General features: G+C 72.0%; 13 protein-coding genes and 1 pseudogene. 7 read left to right on the top strand and 7 right to left on the bottom strand.

All coding sequences use genetic code 11. The features are described 5' to 3' along the window. Positions 1–143 precede the first annotated feature (143 nt). The 4 genes from ABD346_RS17640 to ABD346_RS17625 all read left to right on the top strand — a co-directional run bounded on the left by ABD346_RS17640 (position 144) and on the right by ABD346_RS17625 (position 5,393). Positions 144–1,127, top strand: a complete 984-nt coding sequence (locus ABD346_RS17640; protein ID WP_053723482.1) for a PAC2 family protein — start codon at positions 144–146, stop codon at positions 1,125–1,127. 87 nt (positions 1,128–1,214) lie between these two features. Continuing rightward, positions 1,215–2,612, top strand: a complete 1,398-nt coding sequence (locus tag ABD346_RS17635) for an NADP-dependent succinic semialdehyde dehydrogenase (protein ID WP_344375831.1) — start codon at positions 1,215–1,217, stop codon at positions 2,610–2,612. A gap of 456 nt (positions 2,613–3,068) precedes the next feature. Further along, positions 3,069–4,805 (top strand): S8 family peptidase, encoded by a 1,737-nt coding sequence (locus ABD346_RS17630; protein ID WP_344375829.1) that lies wholly within the window; start codon positions 3,069–3,071, stop codon positions 4,803–4,805. A 54-nt stretch (positions 4,806–4,859) separates the two neighbouring features. Further along, positions 4,860–5,393: a hypothetical protein gene (locus tag ABD346_RS17625; RefSeq protein ID WP_344375827.1), complete on the top strand. Its 534-nt coding sequence runs from the start codon at positions 4,860–4,862 to the stop codon at positions 5,391–5,393. 61 nt (positions 5,394–5,454) lie between these two features. Here the strand turns inward: ABD346_RS17625 and ABD346_RS17620 are convergent, their stop codons facing one another. The 5 genes from ABD346_RS17620 to ABD346_RS17600 form a co-directional block, all read right to left on the bottom strand. Continuing rightward, positions 5,455–8,502: an NPCBM/NEW2 domain-containing protein gene (locus ABD346_RS17620; protein WP_344375825.1), complete on the bottom strand. Its 3,048-nt coding sequence runs from the start codon at positions 8,500–8,502 to the stop codon at positions 5,455–5,457. A 136-nt stretch (positions 8,503–8,638) separates the two neighbouring features. After that, a complete protein-coding gene (gene mshC / locus ABD346_RS17615) occupies positions 8,639–9,868 on the bottom strand; it encodes a cysteine--1-D-myo-inosityl 2-amino-2-deoxy-alpha-D-glucopyranoside ligase (RefSeq protein WP_344375823.1) in 1,230 nt (409 codons plus the stop codon). A 367-nt stretch (positions 9,869–10,235) separates the two neighbouring features. Further along, the gene (locus tag ABD346_RS17610) at positions 10,236–11,057 is read right to left on the bottom strand and encodes an SCO1664 family protein (protein ID WP_344375822.1); all 822 of its coding nucleotides are present in this window, start codon (positions 11,055–11,057) and stop codon (positions 10,236–10,238) included. Then, complete coding sequence (locus ABD346_RS17605) at positions 11,021–11,611, bottom strand: DUF3090 domain-containing protein (protein WP_344375820.1); 591 nt, start codon at positions 11,609–11,611, stop codon at positions 11,021–11,023. Before ABD346_RS17605 ends, ABD346_RS17610 begins: the two co-directional genes overlap by 37 nt. A gap of 68 nt (positions 11,612–11,679) precedes the next feature. After that, the gene (locus ABD346_RS17600) at positions 11,680–12,366 is read right to left on the bottom strand and encodes a histidine phosphatase family protein (RefSeq protein WP_344375817.1); all 687 of its coding nucleotides are present in this window, start codon (positions 12,364–12,366) and stop codon (positions 11,680–11,682) included. 59 nt (positions 12,367–12,425) lie between these two features. Here ABD346_RS17600 and corA point away from each other — a divergent pair, with 59 nt between their 5' ends. Next, complete coding sequence (gene corA / locus ABD346_RS17595; protein WP_344375815.1) at positions 12,426–13,421, top strand: magnesium/cobalt transporter CorA; 996 nt, start codon at positions 12,426–12,428, stop codon at positions 13,419–13,421. Position 13,422: 1 nt separating this feature from the next. Here corA and ABD346_RS17590 read toward each other — a convergent pair whose 3' ends face one another. After that, positions 13,423–14,211: a ferritin-like domain-containing protein gene (locus tag ABD346_RS17590; protein WP_344375813.1), complete on the bottom strand. Its 789-nt coding sequence runs from the start codon at positions 14,209–14,211 to the stop codon at positions 13,423–13,425. Positions 14,212–14,453: 242 nt separating this feature from the next. Next, positions 14,454–15,509 carry an LLM class F420-dependent oxidoreductase gene (locus ABD346_RS17585; protein WP_344375812.1) on the bottom strand — a complete coding sequence of 352 codons (1,056 nt, stop codon included), beginning with the start codon at positions 15,507–15,509 and terminating at the stop codon, positions 14,454–14,456. Positions 15,510–15,680: 171 nt separating this feature from the next. Here ABD346_RS17585 and ABD346_RS17580 point away from each other — a divergent pair, with 171 nt between their 5' ends. Continuing rightward, positions 15,681–16,664, top strand: coding sequence for an aldo/keto reductase (locus ABD346_RS17580; protein ID WP_344375810.1), 984 nt, complete (start codon positions 15,681–15,683; stop codon positions 16,662–16,664). After that, positions 16,661–19,017, top strand: a pseudogene (locus ABD346_RS17575) (helix-hairpin-helix domain-containing protein). The gene ABD346_RS17580 and the pseudogene ABD346_RS17575 overlap by 4 nt, the downstream one beginning before the upstream one ends. Positions 19,018–19,022 lie beyond the last annotated feature (5 nt).

Raw genomic sequence — 19,022 nt, 5'->3', positions numbered from 1 at the left:
AAGTGTGCCGCTGCCCCGCCCGGAGCCCCTTCATTCCTCCGTCACTCCCGACGCCGGAGGACCGTGCACGGGGGCTGCGGCTGGGTAGGTCTGAAGCCGTAAGGTTGGGACGTACGCAAGGGAACTTCTGAGGGAGGCACTGGGTGATCGAGCTGGAGGGCGTTCCCGAGCTGGTCGACCCGGTCATGATCGCCGCGTTCGAGGGCTGGAACGACGCGGGCGACGCCGCCTCCTCCGCTGTCGCGCACCTGGACGGGGCGTGGAAGGGCGAGGTCTTCGCGGCGCTGGACGCGGAGGACTACTACGACTTCCAGGTCAACCGGCCGACCGTGTGGCTGGACGGCGGGGTCCGCAAGATCACATGGCCGACCACCCGGCTCTCCGTGGTGCGGGTCGGCGGCGACAAGCCGCGCGATCTGGTGCTGGTGCGCGGCATCGAGCCGTCGATGCGCTGGCGGTCGTTCTGCAACGAGATCCTGGGCTTCGCGCACGAGCTGGGCGTGGAGATGGTGGTGATCCTGGGCGCGCTGCTCGGCGACACCCCGCACACCCGGCCGGTTCCGGTCAGCGGCGTGACCTCCGACCCGGACCTGGCGCGGACCATGGATCTGGAGGAGACCCGGTACGAGGGCCCGACCGGCATCGTCGGCATCCTCCAGGAAGCCTGTACGCATGCGGGAGTTCCCGCGGTCAGCCTCTGGGCCGCGGTGCCGCACTACGTGTCCCAGCCGCCGAACCCCAAGGCCACGCTCGCCCTGCTCAACCGCCTGGAAGACCTGATCGACCTGAGGATTCCGCTCGGCGAGCTCGCCGAGGACGCCCGGGCCTGGCAGCTCGGCGTCGACCAACTGGCCGCCGAGGACAGCGAGGTGGCCGAGTACGTCCAGACGCTGGAGGAGGCGCGCGACACCGCGGACCTGCCCGAGGCGTCCGGCGAAGCGATCGCCCGCGAATTCGAGCGGTACCTGCGGCGCCGGGACGGCGGTCCCGGCCCCGGTCAGGCCACGGCGGGCGGCCACGCCACCGAGGGCGACGGTTCGTACCTGCGGGACACCTCCAGCGGGCGCACCCGGCCCCCGAAGCCGCCGAAGACGGACGACCCCGGCGAGGACACCTCCGAGGAGTAGCCCCGGGCCGGGCCCGGTTCGCGTTGCGGCGCCTCCCCTCGCGCGGGAAGGTCGAAGGACCAGTGCCTTCGGGAGGTGTCGTACGTCATGGCCATCGCCACGGTGAATCCGGCTACCGGTGAGACGCTCAAGAGCTTCGGTGCCATGGGGCCCGAGGAGGTGGAGCGCCGCCTCGCCACGGCCGGGGCCGCCTTCGCCGACTACCGCACAACCGGGTTCGACGAACGCACGCGGCTGGTACTGCGGGCCGCCGACCTCCTCGACGGCGACCGGGACGAGATCGCGCGCACCATGACCCTGGAGATGGGCAAGCCCATCGCGGCGGCCCGGGCCGAGGCGGCGAAGTGCGCCAAGGCGATGCGCTGGTACGCCGGGCACGCAGAAGCCCTGCTCGCCGACGAGGAGCCCGCGCAGGACGACGTCCACGACTCCGGGGCCGAGCGGTGCAGGGTCCACTACCGGCCGCTCGGCGTGATCCTCGCGGTGATGCCGTGGAACTTCCCGCTCTGGCAGGTCGTACGGTTCGCGGCGCCCGCCCTGATGGCGGGCAATGTCGGCCTGCTCAAGCACGCCTCGAACGTGCCGCAGACCGCGCTGTACCTGGAGGACCTGTTCCGCCGGGCGGGCTTCCCCGACGGGTGCTTCCAGACGCTGCTCATTGGCTCCGACGGCGTCGAGAAGGTGCTGCGCGACCGGCGGGTGGCGGCAGCGACACTGACCGGCAGCGAGCCGGCGGGCCGCTCCGTCGCGGCGATCTGCGGCGACGAGATCAAGAAGACGGTGCTCGAACTCGGCGGCAGCGACCCCTATCTCGTCCTTCCCTCCGCCGATGTGGAACGGGCCGCGCGGACCGCGGTGACCGCCCGGGTGCAGAACAACGGGCAGTCCTGCATCGCAGCGAAGCGCTTCATCGTCCACACCGACGTCTACGACGCGTTCGCCGAGCACTTCACGGCGGGAATGCGGGAGTTGAAGGTCGGCGACCCGCTCCTGGAGGACACGAACGTGGGCCCGCTGGCGAGCAAGCAGGGCCGCACCGACCTGGAGGAACTCGTCGACGACGCCGTACGCAAGGGAGCGACCGCGCTGTGCGGCGGGAGCCGTCCCGAGGGGAGCGAGCGGGGCTGGTTCTACCTGCCCACCGTCCTGGCCGGCATCACCCAGGACATGCGGATCCACCAGGAGGAGACCTTCGGCCCGGTCGCCACGCTGTACCGGGTGCGGGACCTCGACGAGGCGGTGTCGGTCGCCAACGACTCGCCGTTCGGCCTGAGTTCGAACGTCTGGACCCGTGACGACGGCGAGGTCGAGCGCTGCGTACGGGATCTTCAGGCGGGCGGGGTGTTCTTCAACGGGATGACCGCGTCGCATCCCGCGTTCCCCTTCGGGGGGATCAAGCGGTCCGGGTACGGGCGGGAATTGTCCGGACACGGGATTCGGGAGTTCTGCAACGTGACGACGGTTTGGCATGCCGCCGGCCAGTAACTGAGCGCTTCGGCTGCGGGCCCGGTGGGGGCTGGGCACGCCCACGCGGCGGGGCCGCGCGATGTCACGGCCCCGCGCCCCTTTGGGGCGCCCGGCTCGGCCGACCGTTGCCGGCAGGCCTATCCGGTCGTGCCCCGGTCCCGTCGGCGTCGTCATCCGGAAAGCGCGTTCGGGCCGCCATGTCACCATCCCGGGTGCCTATTCGGCCACCGGGCGCAGACGCGTCAACCTCCCTGTCACAGGGGCCGCTCGAAGCCCACCGCACCCCACCGAACTCACCCGCATTTGGCCGACTTGCGGCGTGACATCGGTTTCCGGCCCAAATGCACGGGTTTCCCATTCAGCTTGATTTCAAACTTTGTTCGCGCCAGCGGGGTTTACGTTCCGCCGCTCCGGTAGCAAGGTGTGTCCCCGTAGGCACGCCAAGCACAGCACCCGAGGGGAGCGGCGGAAGCGATGACCGATCGGATTCACCCGGGCCAGGGCCCCGGAACGGCGGGGCCAGGACCCGATGGAGCTGGATTCACCTATCACGGAGCCGAGCCGGAACTGATCGTCGTCGCGCGGGCCGAGGCCCGGTTGCGCGTCGGCGCCGAGGGCATCCGCTCGGCTTCCGGGGCCGACACCTCGGCTCTCTCGATGTTCCTCGCCGACGAACAGATCGCCCTGGAGCCGCTGTTCGGCCGCGAGGAGCGGTTGGCTCAGATCCCGCAGGACACCTCCCGCGAGGCGCTCCCGGACCTGTCCCTCTACTACCGGGTACGCGGTGGCGGCGAGCGGGCCGCGGAGCTGAGCGCACGGCTCGCCGCGCTGCCCGAGGTCGAGACGGCGTACGTGAAGCCGGGCGCCGTGCCCGCCTCGATGACGGGACGCGACGAGGAGACCATCAAGCGGCTGAAGGAGGGCGCCCCGGCGACGCCCGACTACACCGGCCGGCAGGGCTATCTGAACCCCGCGCCCGAGGGCGTCGACGCCTACTGGGCGTGGCTGCGCCCGGGCGGTTCCGGCGAGGGCGTCACCGTCATCGACGTCGAGGGCGCCTGGCAGCTCGGCCACGAGGACCTGGTGGAGAAGCTCGCCGGGATCGTGGTCGGCAGCCCGGTGCAGGACGTGGCGTGGCGCAACCACGGCACGGCCGTGCTCGGGGTCATCGGCGGCGACCGGGACGAGAAGGGCATCACCGGGATCGCCCCGGAGGCGGTCACGGCGGCTGCGTCGTTCCAGGGCATCGGCACGGCGGCGGCGGTCCACGCCGCGGCCGAGCGGCTCTCGCCCGGCGACATCGTCCTGATCGAACTGCACCGCCCGGGGCCCAGGTCCGACTTCCAGGACCGGGACGACCAGGTGGGCTACATCCCGATCGAGTGGTGGCCGGACGACTTCGCGGCGATCCGCTGGGCGACCGCGAAGGGCGTCCTCGTGGTGGCGGCCGGCGGCAACGGCGGCGAGAGCCTGGACGACGCGCTGTACGAGCGGCGCCCCGAGGGCTTCCCGCAGGACTGGCGCAACCCGTTCAACCCGTCCAACCAGTCCTCGGGCGCGGTCCTGGTGGGCGCCGGCGCGCCGCCGCCCGGCACGCACGGCCGCGACCACGGCCCGGACCGCTCGCGGCTCGCGTTCTCCAACTACGGCGCACGCATGGACGCCCAGGGCTGGGGCCGCGAGACCACCACCACCGGCGGGTTCTGGCACCGTGAGGGCGACCTCCAGGGCGGCACGGAGGAGATCGCCTGGTACACGGACACGTTCTCCGGGACGTCGTCGGCCTCACCCATCGTGGTCGGTGCCCTCGCCTCGCTGCAGGGCATGCTGAAGGCCACCGGGCAGGACCCGATGACGCCGGAGCGGGCCCGTACGATCCTGCGGTCGTCCGGTTCGCCGCAGCAGGACGCGCCGGGCCGCCCCGCCTCGCAGCGCATCGGCAACCGGCCCGACATCAAGGCCGCGGTGACCCGACTGATGCCCTCGACGGTCGGCACCGGCCAGGCCGAGCGGTACTGGGACGAACTGATCCCGTACCCCCATGAACTGCCCCCGAGGCTCCGGCTGTTCGTGGCCGGGGCATGGCGCAACCTGAACAATCCCGCGCCCGAACTCCGCCAGGCGGTGCACTCCGCCTTCGCGGCCGGACGGCCGGACATACGGGTCTGGTTCTCGGACGACGAGGTCGTCGGCCTGGTGGTCGCCGGCTGAGCCTCCGGGCACCGGACAGCTAACGGAACTCACACAAGGGAAGGTGACACCCGCATGAGCACCACCCCGCAGATGAGCCAGCAGCACCAGATGCACCAACAGCAGCAGTACGGCCAGCAGACGGGCCAGCAGGGCCCCAGCACGTCCCCGCCGCAGGGCTTCGGCCAGCAGCAGGGCTTCACCCCGCAGTACGGCCAGCAGGGCATCGGCCAGCAGCTGCCGCCGCAGATCCAGCAGCAGCTCCAGCAGCTCGGGCAGCAGCAGCCCTACCAGCAGCTGCTCCAGCAGATGGGCGGCCAGCAGGGTCAGCAGCAGGGCATCGGCCAGCCTCTCGTGCTGCCGGCCGCGGTCAACAGCGCCGCCCTGGTCAGCGGCATCGCCACGAAGTTCTGGGACGTCGTGACCCCGCTGCCCGGCCAGCCGTCGATCCTGTACTTGTTCATCGACGGCGCCTGGCGCCAGCTCGCGAACCCCAACCCCGTCACCCATGACGAGGTCCAGGAGGCCTTCGCGTTCGGGCAGCAGGTCATCGGGTTCTACGACAACACCAACAGCGTCATCCAGGCGATCGTGGTGAACAAGCAGTAGCGCCAACTCCCGCACAGAGGGCGCCGGGTGGGCATGTCCCCGCCCGGCGCCCGCCGTGTGTCTAGGCGCAGCTGAACCTGGCGCCGGCCCAGTCCCCGTGGTCGCCGGACTTGGAGTTGTTGGTGTCGGTGATCTTCAGATGGACGTGCCGGGCGCCGCCGAGCGGCACGTTCACGGGCACGGTCGCCGAGGCCCCGGTCACCTTCGGCGAAGTCCACAGGACCTTGCCGTCCGCCTCGACGGAGAAGGCGACCTCCCCGTAGCCGTTGATCTCGTCGTCGATGCCGGCGTCGGCGGTGAAGGCGGTGCAGCGCCCGCCGGTGTAGACCTCGATGTCGGAGTCGGCGTGGGCGCCGATGCCCTTGGCGTACGTCTTCCCGGCGAGCGTGAGGGTGTGGCCGTCCGCCGCTCCGGACTCACCGTTGGAGCGGTCGCGTTCGGGCGGCCCGTATCCATTGGAGGACGTCAGCCAGACCATGTCACTGGCCCAGGTGTCGGCCGCGGGCGGCGCCGGCATCACGGAGACCGCGATCCGCTGCTGTGAACTCCCTTGCGCGGACGCCGAGTTGACGTTCAGCGTGCTCTCGCCGGGCTTGGCGTCCTTGGCGGGAGTGACGCCCACCTCGACGCGCCGGGTGGCGCCGGCCGGGACGCGGTCGAGCGCGGCGGCCGGGGTCACGGTCCACCCGGCCGGCGCGTCGACGGACACCTTGACGCCGGTCGCGTCCCTGGTTCCGGCGGTGACGTCCACCGCCACCTTGCCGGGAGCACCCGCGCCGAGCTCCTGCCCGGCAGGCGCGGCCAGCGTGACCCGGTCGCCCGGGGTGCGGCCGCCGACGGCGCTGGTGTCCTTGAGCCTCACCTCGAACGCCTTGTCCGTGCGCAGGCTCGCGGTCTTCACCAGCACCACGCCGCCCCGGTCGCTCGGGTCGTAGAACCAGCCCGTGGCAGCCTTGTCGTACGCGGCCTTCGAGCCGAGCCGCGCGAGCTGCCGTCCCTGGACCTCGGCCGCGGCGGGCGCGCTGCCCGTGTGCAGGGTCAGCTCGTAGGGGCGGGTGGCCTGCTTGCCCTTGAACTCGCCCGTGCTGGCGCTCACGTGGACCCGTACGTCGCCCGCGCCGCGCTGCGGAGCCGAGACGTCGGCGCGCTGGGTGGCGAAGGCGCCGGTCCGGTTCGCCCGGGTCACGCCGTCGTCCTCGTACAGCTGGAAGGAGGAGCGGCCCTGCGGGTAGATGTCCCAGGCCAGCGGCGAGCCGGCGGTGCGGTCCTGGTAGGAGCGGATGCCGGGCCACATCGGGACGGCGGCGCCCGCCTTCACGAACAGCGGCAGCGTGTCGAGCGGCGCGCTGTAATGGTCGACGGTGGTCGGGCCCTGGTAGGTCCGTCCGCTCCAGTAGTCGATCCAGGTGCCCTTGGGCAGGTAGATCCCGTTGCGTACGGTCGTGTCCTGGTAGACCGGCGCGACCAGGAAGTCCTCGCCGGACAGGAACTCGTACTTGGCGGCGTCGGTGGCCGCCTTCGGGTCGTCGGGGTATTCGAGCGCCAGCGGGCGGACGGGGCCGACCCCGGTCTTCGTCGCCTCGTGGGCGTAGGAGTACATGTAGGGCAGCAGCGACTCCTTGAGCTTGAGATAGCTGCGGTTGATCGACGTGTACGGCTCCCCGTACTGGTAGGGCTGCTTGTCGCTCGCGGCCCAGCCGTCCATCGTCATCACGGTGGGCAGGAACGACTTCCACTGGAGGTCGCGGGTGTACGTCCTGGGGCTGCCGCCGAAGATGCCGTCGATGTCGCCGCTGGTGTAGGCGAGGCCCGACATGCTGGCGCCCGCGTACGTCGGGATCTGCCAGCGGATGTAGTCCCAGCTGCCCGACTGGTCGCCGGACCACTGGACGCCGCAGCGCTGCGCGCCCGACCAGCTCTCCGGGGCCCAGGTGAAGCCGCGCGCGTCGCTGTTGGCCTCGATGCCCTGGTAGGCGGCCTTGCAGCCGTCGAGCGCGTGCTTGTACCCGTCGCCGACCCAGGCGACGTCGAGCTTGGCGACGCGCTGACCCGCCTTGACCTGGTCGGCGAGCTTGTCGAGGCCGTCCTCGGTCCACAGCCCCATGTGCATGGAGTCGTTCTGCAGGCCCTTGGCCGTCTCGGCGAGATTCTCGTATCCGCAGTCGTAGCCGTCGTTGACGAGCATCCAGCCGCCCGGCATGTCGTTGGTCTTGTACGCGTCGGCGATCTTGAGGGCGTCGAGGGTGTGGCGCTCGCCGCGGTTGGCGTTGTGCAGATAGCAGTCGGAGTCACCGGGTTCGAGCCCGTACACCGGCGGCAGGAACGGCTTTCCGGTCAACTGGGTGTAGTCGCCGATGACTTGCTTGGCATCGCCCGCGAAGTAGTAGGCGTCGAAGCGCTGCTCCTTGGCGCTCGCGGTGACGGGCTGCCCGAAGACGTACGTGTTGGGGGCGTACGTGTTGCGGAAGACCCCGTAGCCGGCCGTCGAGAGGTAGAACGGGACGGAGTTGGGGTGGCCTCCGTCGTTCCAGTTGTCGTCGACGCTCACCTGGACCGTCTGGTCGCGGTGCGAGGTGTTGCCCCGGCCGTTCTGCATGCCGCCGCCGTAGAACTGCTCGGTGGCGCCGCGCGACAGGGTCTGGGTGGTGGTGTCCTTGGTCCAGCTCAGCGGCTTGGTCTCGGCCCAGAGCCGGGTGCCGTCCGCCTTGTAGAGGGCGAAGCGGAGCGGGGACTTGAAGGCACGCAGGGTGACCTTGTCGGTGCTCAGCTCATAGCGGTCGCCCCGGTCCTTCCAGCGGGCGGCCGGGGGCCTGCCCTGCGGCAGGACGATGTCGGAGCCGGTCGGGTCGGTGAACTTGCCGTCCGGGGCGAGTTCGATGCGGAAGGTGTCGGCGGCGACGAAGCTGACCCGGGCCTCGGCCGCACCCGCGTGCAGCGTGAAGACGGAGCCCGCGGCGGCCTCGAAGCCGGTCACGTTCCCTACGGAGGTGTCGGCGGGGGCGTCCGCGGGCGGGGCGGCCTGCGCGCTGCCCGGCCCCGCGAACACCGCGAGCAGACCGAGCACGGCCGCTCCCGCGAGCGCCACTCTCGTGCGTATTGGTGATTGCATAGAGCGTGTTTAGCGCACAAACGAGCATTGGACCATGGGGTGGGCCGAGGAAACATGGGGCGGCCCCAGGAAAAAACGAAACCGCCCCCGGACTCACGAGGAGTCCAAGGGCGGTTCGGGCGGAGCCGGTTGATCCTTACAGGGCGACACCGAGGAGGGCGTCGACCGTGCGGGAGACGAGGCCGGGGGCGGCCTCGTCGGTGCCGCCTTCGGTGTCCTGCCGCTCGGCCCAGCGGTCCACCGCGGCGAGGGCGGCGGGCGCGTCGAGGTCGTCGGCGAGGGCCTCGCGGACCTCGTCGACCAGCGCGTCCGCGGACGGCCCGTCGGGCCGCGACACGGCGGCTCGCCAGCGCCCGAGGCGCTCGAGGGCGTCCTCGAGCACCTGGTCGGTCCACTCCCAGTCGGCCCGGTAGTGGTGGGCCAGCAGGGTGAGGCGGATGGCGGCAGGGTCGACGCCGTCGCGCCGCAGCTTGGAGACGAAGACCAGGTTGCCCTTGGACTTGGACATCTTCTCGCCGTCCAGGGCGACCATGCCGGCGTGCACGTACGCCTTGGCGAAGGGGTACTCGCCGGTCAGCGCCTGGGCGTGGGAGGCGCCCATCTCGTGGTGCGGGAAGATCAGGTCGGAGCCGCCGCCCTGCACGTCGAAGCCCATGCCGAGGTGGTCGAGGGCGATGGCGACGCACTCGATGTGCCAGCCGGGGCGGCCGCGCCCGAGAGAGGCGCCGTCCCAGCTCGGCTCGCCCTCGCGGGCGGCCATCCACAGCATCGGGTCGAGCGGGTTCTTCTTGCCGGGCCGCTCAGGGTCGCCGCCGCGCTCGGCGGACAGCGCCTTCATGGCGGCGGCGTCGTAGTGCGAGACCCCGCCGAAGTGCGGGTCGCTCTCGACGGAGAAGTAGATGTCCCCTTCGAGTTCGTACGCGGCTCCCGCGTCCCGCAGCCGTTCGACGAGCGGGACGATCCCGGGTATCGACTCGACCGCGCCGATGTAGTGCTTCGGGGGGAGCAGGCGCAGGGCGGTCATGTCCTCGCGGAACAGCGCGGTCTCGCCCTCGGCGAGCTCCACCCAGTCCTTGCCGTCGCGGATGGCTCGCTCCAGCAAGGGGTCGTCCACGTCCGTCACGTTCTGGACGTAGTGAACCTGCCGCTTGGTGTCGAGCCACACGCGCTGAACGAGGTCGAACGCGTTGTAGGTCGCCGCGTGACCCATGTGGGTCGCGTCGTACGGGGTGATCCCGCAGACGTAGATACGGGCGACGGGACCCGGGTCGAGGGTGACTCGACCGCCGGTCGCGGTGTCGTGGATCCGGAGGTCGCGGCCCTTGCCGGGCAGGGCGGGGACCTCAGAAGCGGGCCAGGCATGCATGTCTTGAGCGTAACCGGACGCGGGTTCCGGATACGAACCGGACCCCGCGCTTGGCCGAATCCCCCCTCTTGCGCCGCTGGGATCGAGAGTGCTAGGCCCCACACTGCTGGGGCTCTGGCGCTCGTCCTCAAACGCCGGACGGGCTGGAGGCGCCTGCTGGGCAGCGCGCAAGAGGCCGGACGGGCTGAAGATGCCGGTGCCGGCCAGGGTCAATCCTGCTAGGGGCGCGGGGAACTGCGCGACCAGCCGCGCACGACCCGCGGCCGACCAACACCGGACCGCACCTTCCCCCAACCGTCGGAGGCTTTCGGGAAGGGGCGGGGCGGGGCCATCGGGGTCTGCGGCAGAGCCCCCGCAGGGACCCGTCTCAGACCGGCGGCCACGGAATAGCCGGCCACTCCCCGGAGGGCGCGGGGTGAACCCCGGCTTCGAGCAGCGCGGCAACCCGCTCCCGCACCGCTGCCACCTCCGCCGCGGTGATCAGCCCACCCAGCCGCACGGCCAGCGGCTCCCGGGGTCGAAGGGCCTCGGCCAGGCCCTCCAGGGCGCCCACCGCCTCCGAGGTGAGCGGCTCGCCCGCCCACCCCCACAGCAGCGTCCGCAACTTGTCGTCCACGTTGAACGTGACCCCGTGATCGATCCCGTACAGCCGCCCACCGGACGCGGGCAGCAGATGCCCGCCCTTGCGATCCCCGTTGTTGATCACTGCGTCGAACACGGCAAGGCGCCGAAGCCGCACGTCGTCCGCGTGCACGAGCAGCGCGGTGCGCCCCTCGCCGACCTCCGCGAGGGCGACCGCCTTCCAGCCCTCGGCCGGCTCCTCGTCGTCGACGAGCGCGAGCAGCCCGGAGTCCCCCTCGACCGGCTCGATCCACAGCTGGACCATGCCCTCGCCGTAGGGCCCGTCGCGCAGCACGGTGGGCGGCACGAGGTCCCAGCCGGTCGCCTGCGACACCTCGTACGCCGCGACCTCGCGCTGGGCGAGCGTGCCGTCGGGGAAGTCCCACAGCGGCCGCTCCCCCGCGACGGGCTTGTAGACGCACTCCGCGCTGTCGTCCCCGTACGCGACGGAGCAGTACAGGACCGCGTTGGACGCCTCGCGGATCCGCCCGAGGACGGTGAGCTCACCCTTGGCGAGGAGCTCGGCGGAGGTCAGGCTCCGCGGCGGTATCCGTTCTGGCGCGGGCATACGTGTCCTTCCGGGTCGAGCGGCAGGCTGCACAGCGGGCACGGCGGCCGGCCCGCGTTCACGACGTCGAGGGCGCGCTTGGCGAAGGCCCGGGCCTGGGCCCCGGTCAGGCGCACCCGCAGCATCGGCGGGCCGTTCTCCTCGTCCTGGAGCATGCGCTCCTCGGCCTCGGCGAGGTCGTCCTCGGTGTCCGCGTCGAGCTCGACGAGGGCCTGCGCCTCGATGATCATGCGCTGTTCATCGCCGTCCCAGGCCAGCGCCATGGTGCCGACCCGGAACTCCTCCTCGACAGGAGAGTCGAGCGGGGCGGTGTCCGTGACGTCGGGCGGGGCGACGGCGGGCACCGGAGCGTTTCCCCCGGTCCTGCGCACGACCTCGTCGAGCAGCTCGTCGATCCGTTCGGCAAGGGCTGCGACCTGGGTCTTCTCCAGGGCGACGCTGGTGGTGCGGCTGCCCGCGGACGCCTGGAGGAAGAACGTACGGCGCCCGGGCAGCCCGACCGTGCCGGCCACGAAACGGTCCGGCGGGTCGTAGAAGAACACCTGACGGGACACGTTCTGGTCTCCCTAGTTCGGAGTTGGAGCAGCGGTTTTCGGCGCGTCCACCCTACTGCGCGCGGCGATCACGGTGCTCCCGCACCGCCACCGACCTCGGCCTGATCGTCCGGCTCTTTCTCGCGCGGGGCGAGCGAGGCGAGGTCGCCGGTGTCCCCGAGGCGTACGAGGAAGGGCCGCAGACGGGTGTAACGGATGACAGTGAGGGAACACGGTTCCACCGAGATCCGCTGGAAGAGGTCGAGATGCATGCCGAGGGCGTCCGCCACGATCGACTTGATGATGTCGCCGTGCGAGCACATGGCGTAGACCGCGTCGGAGCCGTGCTCGGTCTCGATCCGGGTGTTCCAGTCCCGTACGGCCTCGACGGCCCGGGTCTGCATGGCGCGCATCGACTCGCCGCCGGGGAAGGCCGCGTTGGAGGGGTGCTGCTGCACGACCTCCATCAGCGGTTCGGTGGAGAGCTCGGACAGCTTTCGGCCCGACCAGTCCCCGTAGTGGCACTCGCCGATCAGGTCCTCGGGGTGCAGCGGCAGGCCGGGGCGGGCGTCCAGGAGCGGCTGCACGGTCTCGCGGCAGCGTTGCAGCGGGCTGGTGACGACAGCGGCGAGCGGCACAGAGGCGAGCCGGGCGGGCAGGGCGGCGGCCTGGGCGCGGCCGCGCTCGTCGAGGGCGACACCCGGCGTCCAGCCGGCCAGCACCCCCGCCGTGTTGGCGGTGGAACGTCCGTGGCGTACGAGGATCAGCGTGGCCATGTGCGCCAGCCTAGGCGCCCGGCCGCCCTCGGGTGCGGGCGGCTCCCGATCAAGGGACAATGCCCGCAATGATCGTCGACTGTGCCATCTACCGCGAGGGGCGCCGCACCGAGGGCCCGAGGGATTTCTCGGACGCCCTGGACCAGGCGCGCGCCATCGGCGACAGCTTCCTCTGGCTGGGCCTCTACGAGCCGACGGAGGAGGAATTCGACCTGGTCAGCAGCGAGTTCGGACTGCACAGGCTGGCCGTGGAGGATGCCCTGAAGGCGCATCAGCGGCCGAAGCTCGAGGTCTACGACGACTCGCTGTTCATGGTCCTGAAGCCGGTGGTGTACGAGCCGCACAGCGACACCGTGACCTCCGGCGAGCTGATGCTCTTCGTGGGCGACTGCTTCGTGGTGAGCGTCCGGCACGGCGAGGGCGCCCCGCTCAAGGCGGTGCGGCGCAGGCTGGAGGCCGAGCCGGAGCTCCTCAAGCACGGGCCGACGACGGTCCTGTACGCGGTGAGCGACGCGGTCGTCGACCACTACACGGAGGTGGCGGCGGAGCTCCAGACCGACCTGGAGGAGCTGGAGGCGCAGATCTTCTCGCCGACGGGCGGCGGCGACACCAAGAACACCGCCTCGCGGATCTACACCTTCAAGCGGCAGCTCCTGGAGTTCCGCCGGGCGACCGGCCCGCTCGCGCAGCCCGTGCAGCGGCTCGCGAGCGCGGGCGTGCCGTTCGTGAACGCCAAGTCGCAGCCGTTCTTCCGCGATGTGGACGACCACCTGATGAAGACCAACGAGGCGGTGGAGGGCCTGGACCGGCTGCTCTCCGACATCCTCTCGGCCCATCTCGCCCAGGTGAGCGTCCGCCAGAACGACGACATGCGGAAGATCTCGGCATGGGCGGCGATGGCTGCGGTTCCCACGATGGTGGCCGGCGTCTACGGCATGAACTTCGACCACATGCCGGAACTGCACTGGTGGTGGGGCTACCCGGCGGTGATCCTCCTGATGGTGGTGCTCGAAATCTCCCTGTACCGGCTGTTCAAGCGCCGGGGCTGGCTGTAGCTCAGGCGAATCCTGGGGCGGGGACGGGCGGACCGCCGAGCGCGTCGCGCCGCTCGGGCATGGTGAGGCTGACCATCCGCCGCCATCCGCCGAGCCGTTCGTAGGCGTACACCGCGTGGATGCCCGCCGCGAGGACCGCCGCCTTGGCGCGCGGCCAGGAGAGGATCCGTCCCATGTGGGCCATCACGGCGAGGCTGACGTCGCGGTACACACGGATCTCGGCGAGCGCGCACTCGCGCAGTACGCGCTGGATCACGGGGCCGTGTCCGGCCCGGGCCAGGCGCAGCAACTCCTCGTGGCAGTACGCCAGGTGGTTGTCCTCGTCGTCGGAGATCATGCGTACCGCCCGGCCGATGTCGGGGTCCGAGCCGAAGTGCCGGCGCAGGAGTTCCATCTGTTCGGAGGCGCGTTGTTCGGTGACCCGGCTGTGGGCGAGGTAGACGACGACGTCCTGTTCGGTGAGCGGTGCTTCGCCCCGGAGCTGTTCGTGGCCGAGCCCGATGCCGTGCTGTTCGAGCAGCATCGTGTAGTCGGTGTCGGGCGGTACGTCGACGGGACTCAGGCAGCGCCTCTTCAGCAGCGCGTTGAAGATCCGCCCGTGCTTGTCCTCGTCGGCGCCGTGCCGGGCGGCCTTGGGGGCGAGGTCACGGCAGCTCTGGGGCAGGAGGGTGGCGATCCGGCCGTTCTCCCAGCCGCCCTGGGACTCGCCGCTGGCCGCGATGGAGCAGAACAGCCGGAACGACTCGTCGTGGTCGAGGATCTCCTGGAACAGACTCTTGGCCGAGAGCATCGCCGTACCTCCGGGGTGCGCACAGTGACCATGCGCAACCGAGTCAAATGCGGCGAACCACCGGCGGCAACAGGGGTCGGGCCCCACTGGGCCGAACGAAGGAATGTGCGGTGCCCACATCGCCGTAACCGGGCGGCGTGTCGGGGCGTTGTCAGACATGACGGCCGTGGCGGGGAAGACCCCCGAGCCCCCACCACGGCCGCAGAGACCATCTCTTGGGACGATCCCGTCGGGCGTTCCTCTCAGGCCAGGCCCGCGCGCTCCAGCGCCTCGGTGCCCGCGCGCAGCGAGGCGAGCCGCTCGTCGAGCGTGAAGCCGGCCGGGGCCAGGGTCAGCGTGGTGACACCGGAGGCCGCGTACGCCTGCATCCGGTCGGCGATCCGCTCGACCGAGCCGAGCAGCGTGGTCGAGTCGATGAGCTGCTGCGGCACCGCGGCGCCCGCGCCCGCCTTGTCGCCGGACAGGTACTTGTCCTGGATCTCGGCGGCCTCCTTCTCGTACCCCATGCGCTGGGCGAGCTGGTTGTAGAAGTTCTGCTTGCGGCTGCCCATGCCGCCGACGTACAGCGCGGTGTACGGACGGAACATGTCGGCGAGTGCCGGCACGTCCGCGTCGGTGCCCAGCGAGATCGGCAGCGTCGGGCAGACGTCGAAGCCGTCCATGGTCAGGCCGGCCTTCTCGCGGCCCGCGCGGATGTGGGAGATCGCGGTGGCCTCGATGTGCTCGGCGGCCGGAAAGATCAGCAGCGCGCCGTCGGCGATCTCGCCGGTCTGCTCCAGGTTCTTGGGGCCGATCGCGGCGATGTAGAGCGGGATGTGCTCGCGCTCGGGGTGCACGGTCAGCTTGATGGGCTTGCCGGGGCCGCCGGGCAGCGGCAGCGTCCAGTGCTCGCCCTCGTAGGAGAGCCGCTCCCGCGTCATCGCCTTGCGGACGATCTCGACGTACTCCCGGGTGCGGGCGAGCGGCTTGTCGAACTTGACGCCGTACCAGCCCTCGGAGACCTGCGGCCCCGAGACGCCGAGGCCCAGGCGGAAGCGGCCGCCGGACAGGGAGTCGAGGGTGGCGGCCGTCATCGCGGTCATGGCGGGCTGGCGGGCCGGGATCTGGAGGATCGCGGAGCCGACGTCGATGCGCTCGGTCTGGGCCGCGACCCAGGCCAGTACGGTCGGCGCGTCCGAGCCGTAGGCCTCGGCCGCCCAGCAGACGTCGTAGCCGAGCTTGTCGGCCTCCTTGGCGACGGCGAGGTTGTCGCCGTCCATTCCCGCGCCCCAGTAGCCGAGGTTGATGCCGAGCCGCATGGCCGAATCCCCTTACTCGTCGGGACGCGTACGTACGCGCCCGTTCTCGCGTCTTACTGATGAGTAACGTTCCTGTGCCGGGGACTCTAGCGCGCGTGGGCGCGATGCGGCAGGGCAGAGTTGTCCACAGGCTCTCTCCCCGTGGGCCCTTGGCCAGTAATCTCAGCGCCCATGGAGCAGAGGCATCTCGGCCGCACGGGCCTGCGCGTATCCCGGATCGGGCTCGGCACCCTGACATGGGGCCGGGACGTCGGCGAGCAGGATGCCGCCGAGCTCCTGAAGGCGTTCTGGGAGGCGGGCGGCACGCTGATCGACACGGCGGACGTGTACGGCGGCGGGGACGCGGAGTATCTGCTCGGGCAGCTGACGGAGCGGCTCGCGCCGCGCCGGGACCTGGTGATCGCGACCAAGGCGGGCAGCGTGCCCGACCCCGACCGCCGCTTCGACGGCTCGCGCGGCCACCTCCTGGGCGCCCTCGACGCTTCTCTTGAGCGTCTGGGAACCGACTACGTAGACCTCTGGCAGGTGCATGCCTTCGACTGCGAGACGCCGCTGGAGGAGACCCTCCAGGCCCTCGACATCGCGGTCAGCAGCGGGCGGGCGCGCTATGCGGGCATCTCCAACTTCAGCGGCTGGCAGCTCGCCAAGGCCGCGACCTGGCAGCTCGCCGCGCCCGGGGTACGCACCCGGCTCGCCAGCACCCAGATGGAGTACTCGCTGCTCCAGCGCGGGGTGGAGCGCGAGGTCCTTCCGGCCGCCCTGGACCTGGGGGTCGGCCTGCTGCCCTCGTCGCCGCTGGGCCGGGGTGTGCTGACCGGGAAGTACCGGCACGGGATGCCGGCGGACTCGCGCGGCGCGTCCGAGGGGCTCTCGGCGTTCGTCGCGCCCTACCTCGACGAGGCGGCGAGCCGGATCGTCGACGCCGTCTCCATAGCGGCCGACGGGCTCGCCGCGACACCCCTTCAGGTGGCGCTGGCCTGGGTGAGGGACCGGCCGGGAGTGGTGGCGCCGATCGTCGGCGCGCGCAACGCGCAGCAGCTCGCGGCCGCATTGTCAGTGGAGGCCCTTAGTCTTCCTGACGAGATCTGCCAGGCGCTCGACGATGTGTCGGCGCCCGTGCACCGCTATCCCGATCAGGACTGGAGCACGCTGTGACTGCGCTTCCCCAGGGCTCGGCCCCTGGATCCACGGCCGACGAATCCGCCGAGGCGGAGGTGGCGCCCGAGCCCGCGGAGGGCATCGCCGCCGGCGACCCTGCGGTGGATGGCGCGGACGCCGGGGGCGGCTCCGAGATGGCGAGCGCCGGAGAGCCGGAGCCGGAATCCCCTGGCGACTCCGAGACGTCCGACGGGGGCGCCTCCTCAGAGCCCGAGGCAGCGTCCGAGGACGCCGGGCCCGAAGGCGAGTCCGGGACCGCCGAAGCAACCGCCGAGGAGTCCGAGCCCTCCGACGCAACCACCGCGCAGTCCGAGCCCGCCACCGGCTCCGAGGCCGCCGATGCCAAGGCCCCCGAGATCTCCGAGGCCGCCGCCGAGCTCGCGGCCCAGCGCGAGCTGCGGGCCAGGATCGAGCAGCGCAAGGCGGAGAAGGAGGCGCCGATCCCGGCCGGCACCAAGCTGAGCGGCCAGGCGGCCGACCTCCTCGCCGCCGTACGGGCCGTGGAGAGCGGCGAGAAGTCGGGCGCCGCGTTCTTCGGCGGCCCGCCCCCCGCACCCCGCAGACCCGCCCCCGCCCAGCAGTCCGCTCCGGTACGCCCCAGGGCGCCCGAGCCCGCCCAGGCGCCCGCCACTTCGGCCGAGGCCCTCGCCTCCGTACGTGCCGTGCTGACCCGGGGTGGCGCGCCCGAGGCGCTGGCCGCCCAGGTCACCGGCGCCCTCGGCGAGCAGGCGGCCGAGCGGCTCGGCGCGGACCCCTGGCAGCTCCTCGCGGTGCCCGGGGTGCGGCCGGAGCAGGCCGACGGCTTCGCCCGGGCGCTGCTCGGCGCCGAGTGCCGGCCGGACGACGAACGCAGGGCGGCCGCGCTGGTCGGCTGGATCCTCGAACAGGCCGCGGTGCAGGGGCATACGGCCCTGACGGCCGACGGCGTGCGCAAGGCGCTGGCCGCGCACTCCGTCCCCGATCCGGACGAGGCGGTGCAGCAGGCCATCGCCGAGGGCGTGGTGCTGGTCTTCCAGGACGGCCTGGCGGACGAGCCGGAGCCCTCCGAGCACGCCGAGGAGGCGGCCGAGCCGGTCGAGGTGCTGCTCGGGNGGCGGCCGAGCCGGTCGAGGTGCTGCTCGGGCTCGACCGGTACGCGCTGGCCGAGGAGAGCCTGGCCGACGGGCTCGCCCGGCTGCTCAACTCGCCGGTGCGGGACGACGGTTCGGTATGGCCGGAGGGCGGCGAGCTGGTCCGCGCCGTCGCGGGCAGCGGCCTGGTGGCGCACACCGGCGGCGAGGCCGCGCGCGCCGAGTCGGCCGCGGTGGTGACGGCGGCAGCGGCGGCCGGACTGCGTGCCGCGGGCGCCGCGCACACCGCCGACGGGCAGCGCCGCCTGGCCCAACTGACCGGCCCGCTCGCCGCGTTCACGGTCGCCGGCCTGCTGTCCGGCGAGGGCCCGGGCCGGGACGCGGACGGGGCGCTCGCCCTCGACGTCCTGGTGGTGCAGGACGCGACACAGCTCGACGTGGAGACCGCGGCCATGCTGGTGGAGTCGCTGCCCGACGGCTGCCGGCTCGTCCTGAGCGGAGACCCCGGGGTGCTCGGCCCGGCGGGCGCGGGCCTGGTCTTCCACGACCTGCTGGCCGCCCGGGTCTGCCCCGTGGTGGCATCACGGCTGCCCGACCCGGGGCCGGTCGGCGAGCTGGTCTCGGGCATCGGCATCGGCGAGCTGAACCAGGTCGAGGCCCCCGGCAAGGAAGTCGTGATCGTCCCGGTGCGGGACGCGGGAGAGGCCGTGCACCGCTGCGTGCAGCTCCTGGCCGACTCGATCCCCCGGGCGATCGGCATCCCGCCCGAGCAGACCCAGGTCATCACCGTCGGCCACGGCGGCTCTGCGGGCACCCGCGCGCTGAACGCGGCGCTGAAGCAGCGGCTCAACCCCGGCCCCGGCCGCTTCGGCGGCTTCGACCCGGCCGACAAGGTGGCGTACGCCGAGGTCCCGGGCCGCACCGTGATCGGCACGGTCGTCGGGGCGGACGCGGAGGGCCTGCGGATCGACTGTGCGGGCACCCCCGTGCTCGTGCCGAAGGAGCGGGTCGAGTCCACGCTGCGGCACGGCTGGGCGCTGACCGCGCACCAGGCGGTCGGGATGCGCTGGCCCGCGGTGGTCGCGGTGCTGCCCGGAGACGCGGCGCAGGGGCTCAACCGGGCCTGGGTCTACACGGCATTCGGCCGCGCGGAGCAGCACCTGTCCGTCGTCCACGGCGTGGACCAGGCACTCCCCCGGGCCGTCGCGGAGATCCTCCCGGCGCCACGCACGACCCGCCTGACCCCGCTGCTGCACGGCCTCCTGAAGACCGCCGAGTAGTACGT

This window comes from Streptomyces mauvecolor (genome assembly GCF_039532965.1).
GTDB classification, from domain to species: domain Bacteria; phylum Actinomycetota; class Actinomycetes; order Streptomycetales; family Streptomycetaceae; genus Streptomyces; species Streptomyces violascens.
The sequence above is the reverse complement of the archived record's forward strand: the minus strand, read 5'-3'. Positions and strand labels throughout refer to the sequence as shown.

What these genes read in the sequence shown, in the direction of transcription:
- ABD346_RS17590 (WP_344375813.1), bottom strand. Translation starts at nt 14,211, where the DNA reads ATGCTCTCGGCCAAGAGTCTGTTCCAGGAGATCCTCGACCACGACGAG.
- ABD346_RS17585 (WP_344375812.1), bottom strand. Translation starts at nt 15,509, where the DNA reads ATGCGGCTCGGCATCAACCTCGGCTACTGGGGCGCGGGAATGGACGGC.
- ABD346_RS17625 (WP_344375827.1), top strand. Translation starts at nt 4,860, where the DNA reads ATGAGCACCACCCCGCAGATGAGCCAGCAGCACCAGATGCACCAACAG.
- ABD346_RS17610 (WP_344375822.1), bottom strand. Translation starts at nt 11,057, where the DNA reads ATGCCCGCGCCAGAACGGATACCGCCGCGGAGCCTGACCTCCGCCGAG.
- ABD346_RS17630 (WP_344375829.1), top strand. Translation starts at nt 3,069, where the DNA reads ATGACCGATCGGATTCACCCGGGCCAGGGCCCCGGAACGGCGGGGCCA.
- ABD346_RS17600 (WP_344375817.1), bottom strand. Translation starts at nt 12,366, where the DNA reads ATGGCCACGCTGATCCTCGTACGCCACGGACGTTCCACCGCCAACACG.
- corA (WP_344375815.1), top strand. Translation starts at nt 12,426, where the DNA reads ATGCCCGCAATGATCGTCGACTGTGCCATCTACCGCGAGGGGCGCCGC.
- mshC (WP_344375823.1), bottom strand. Translation starts at nt 9,868, where the DNA reads ATGCATGCCTGGCCCGCTTCTGAGGTCCCCGCCCTGCCCGGCAAGGGC.
- ABD346_RS17635 (WP_344375831.1), top strand. Translation starts at nt 1,215, where the DNA reads ATGGCCATCGCCACGGTGAATCCGGCTACCGGTGAGACGCTCAAGAGC.
- ABD346_RS17580 (WP_344375810.1), top strand. Translation starts at nt 15,681, where the DNA reads ATGGAGCAGAGGCATCTCGGCCGCACGGGCCTGCGCGTATCCCGGATC.
- ABD346_RS17620 (WP_344375825.1), bottom strand. Translation starts at nt 8,502, where the DNA reads ATGCAATCACCAATACGCACGAGAGTGGCGCTCGCGGGAGCGGCCGTG.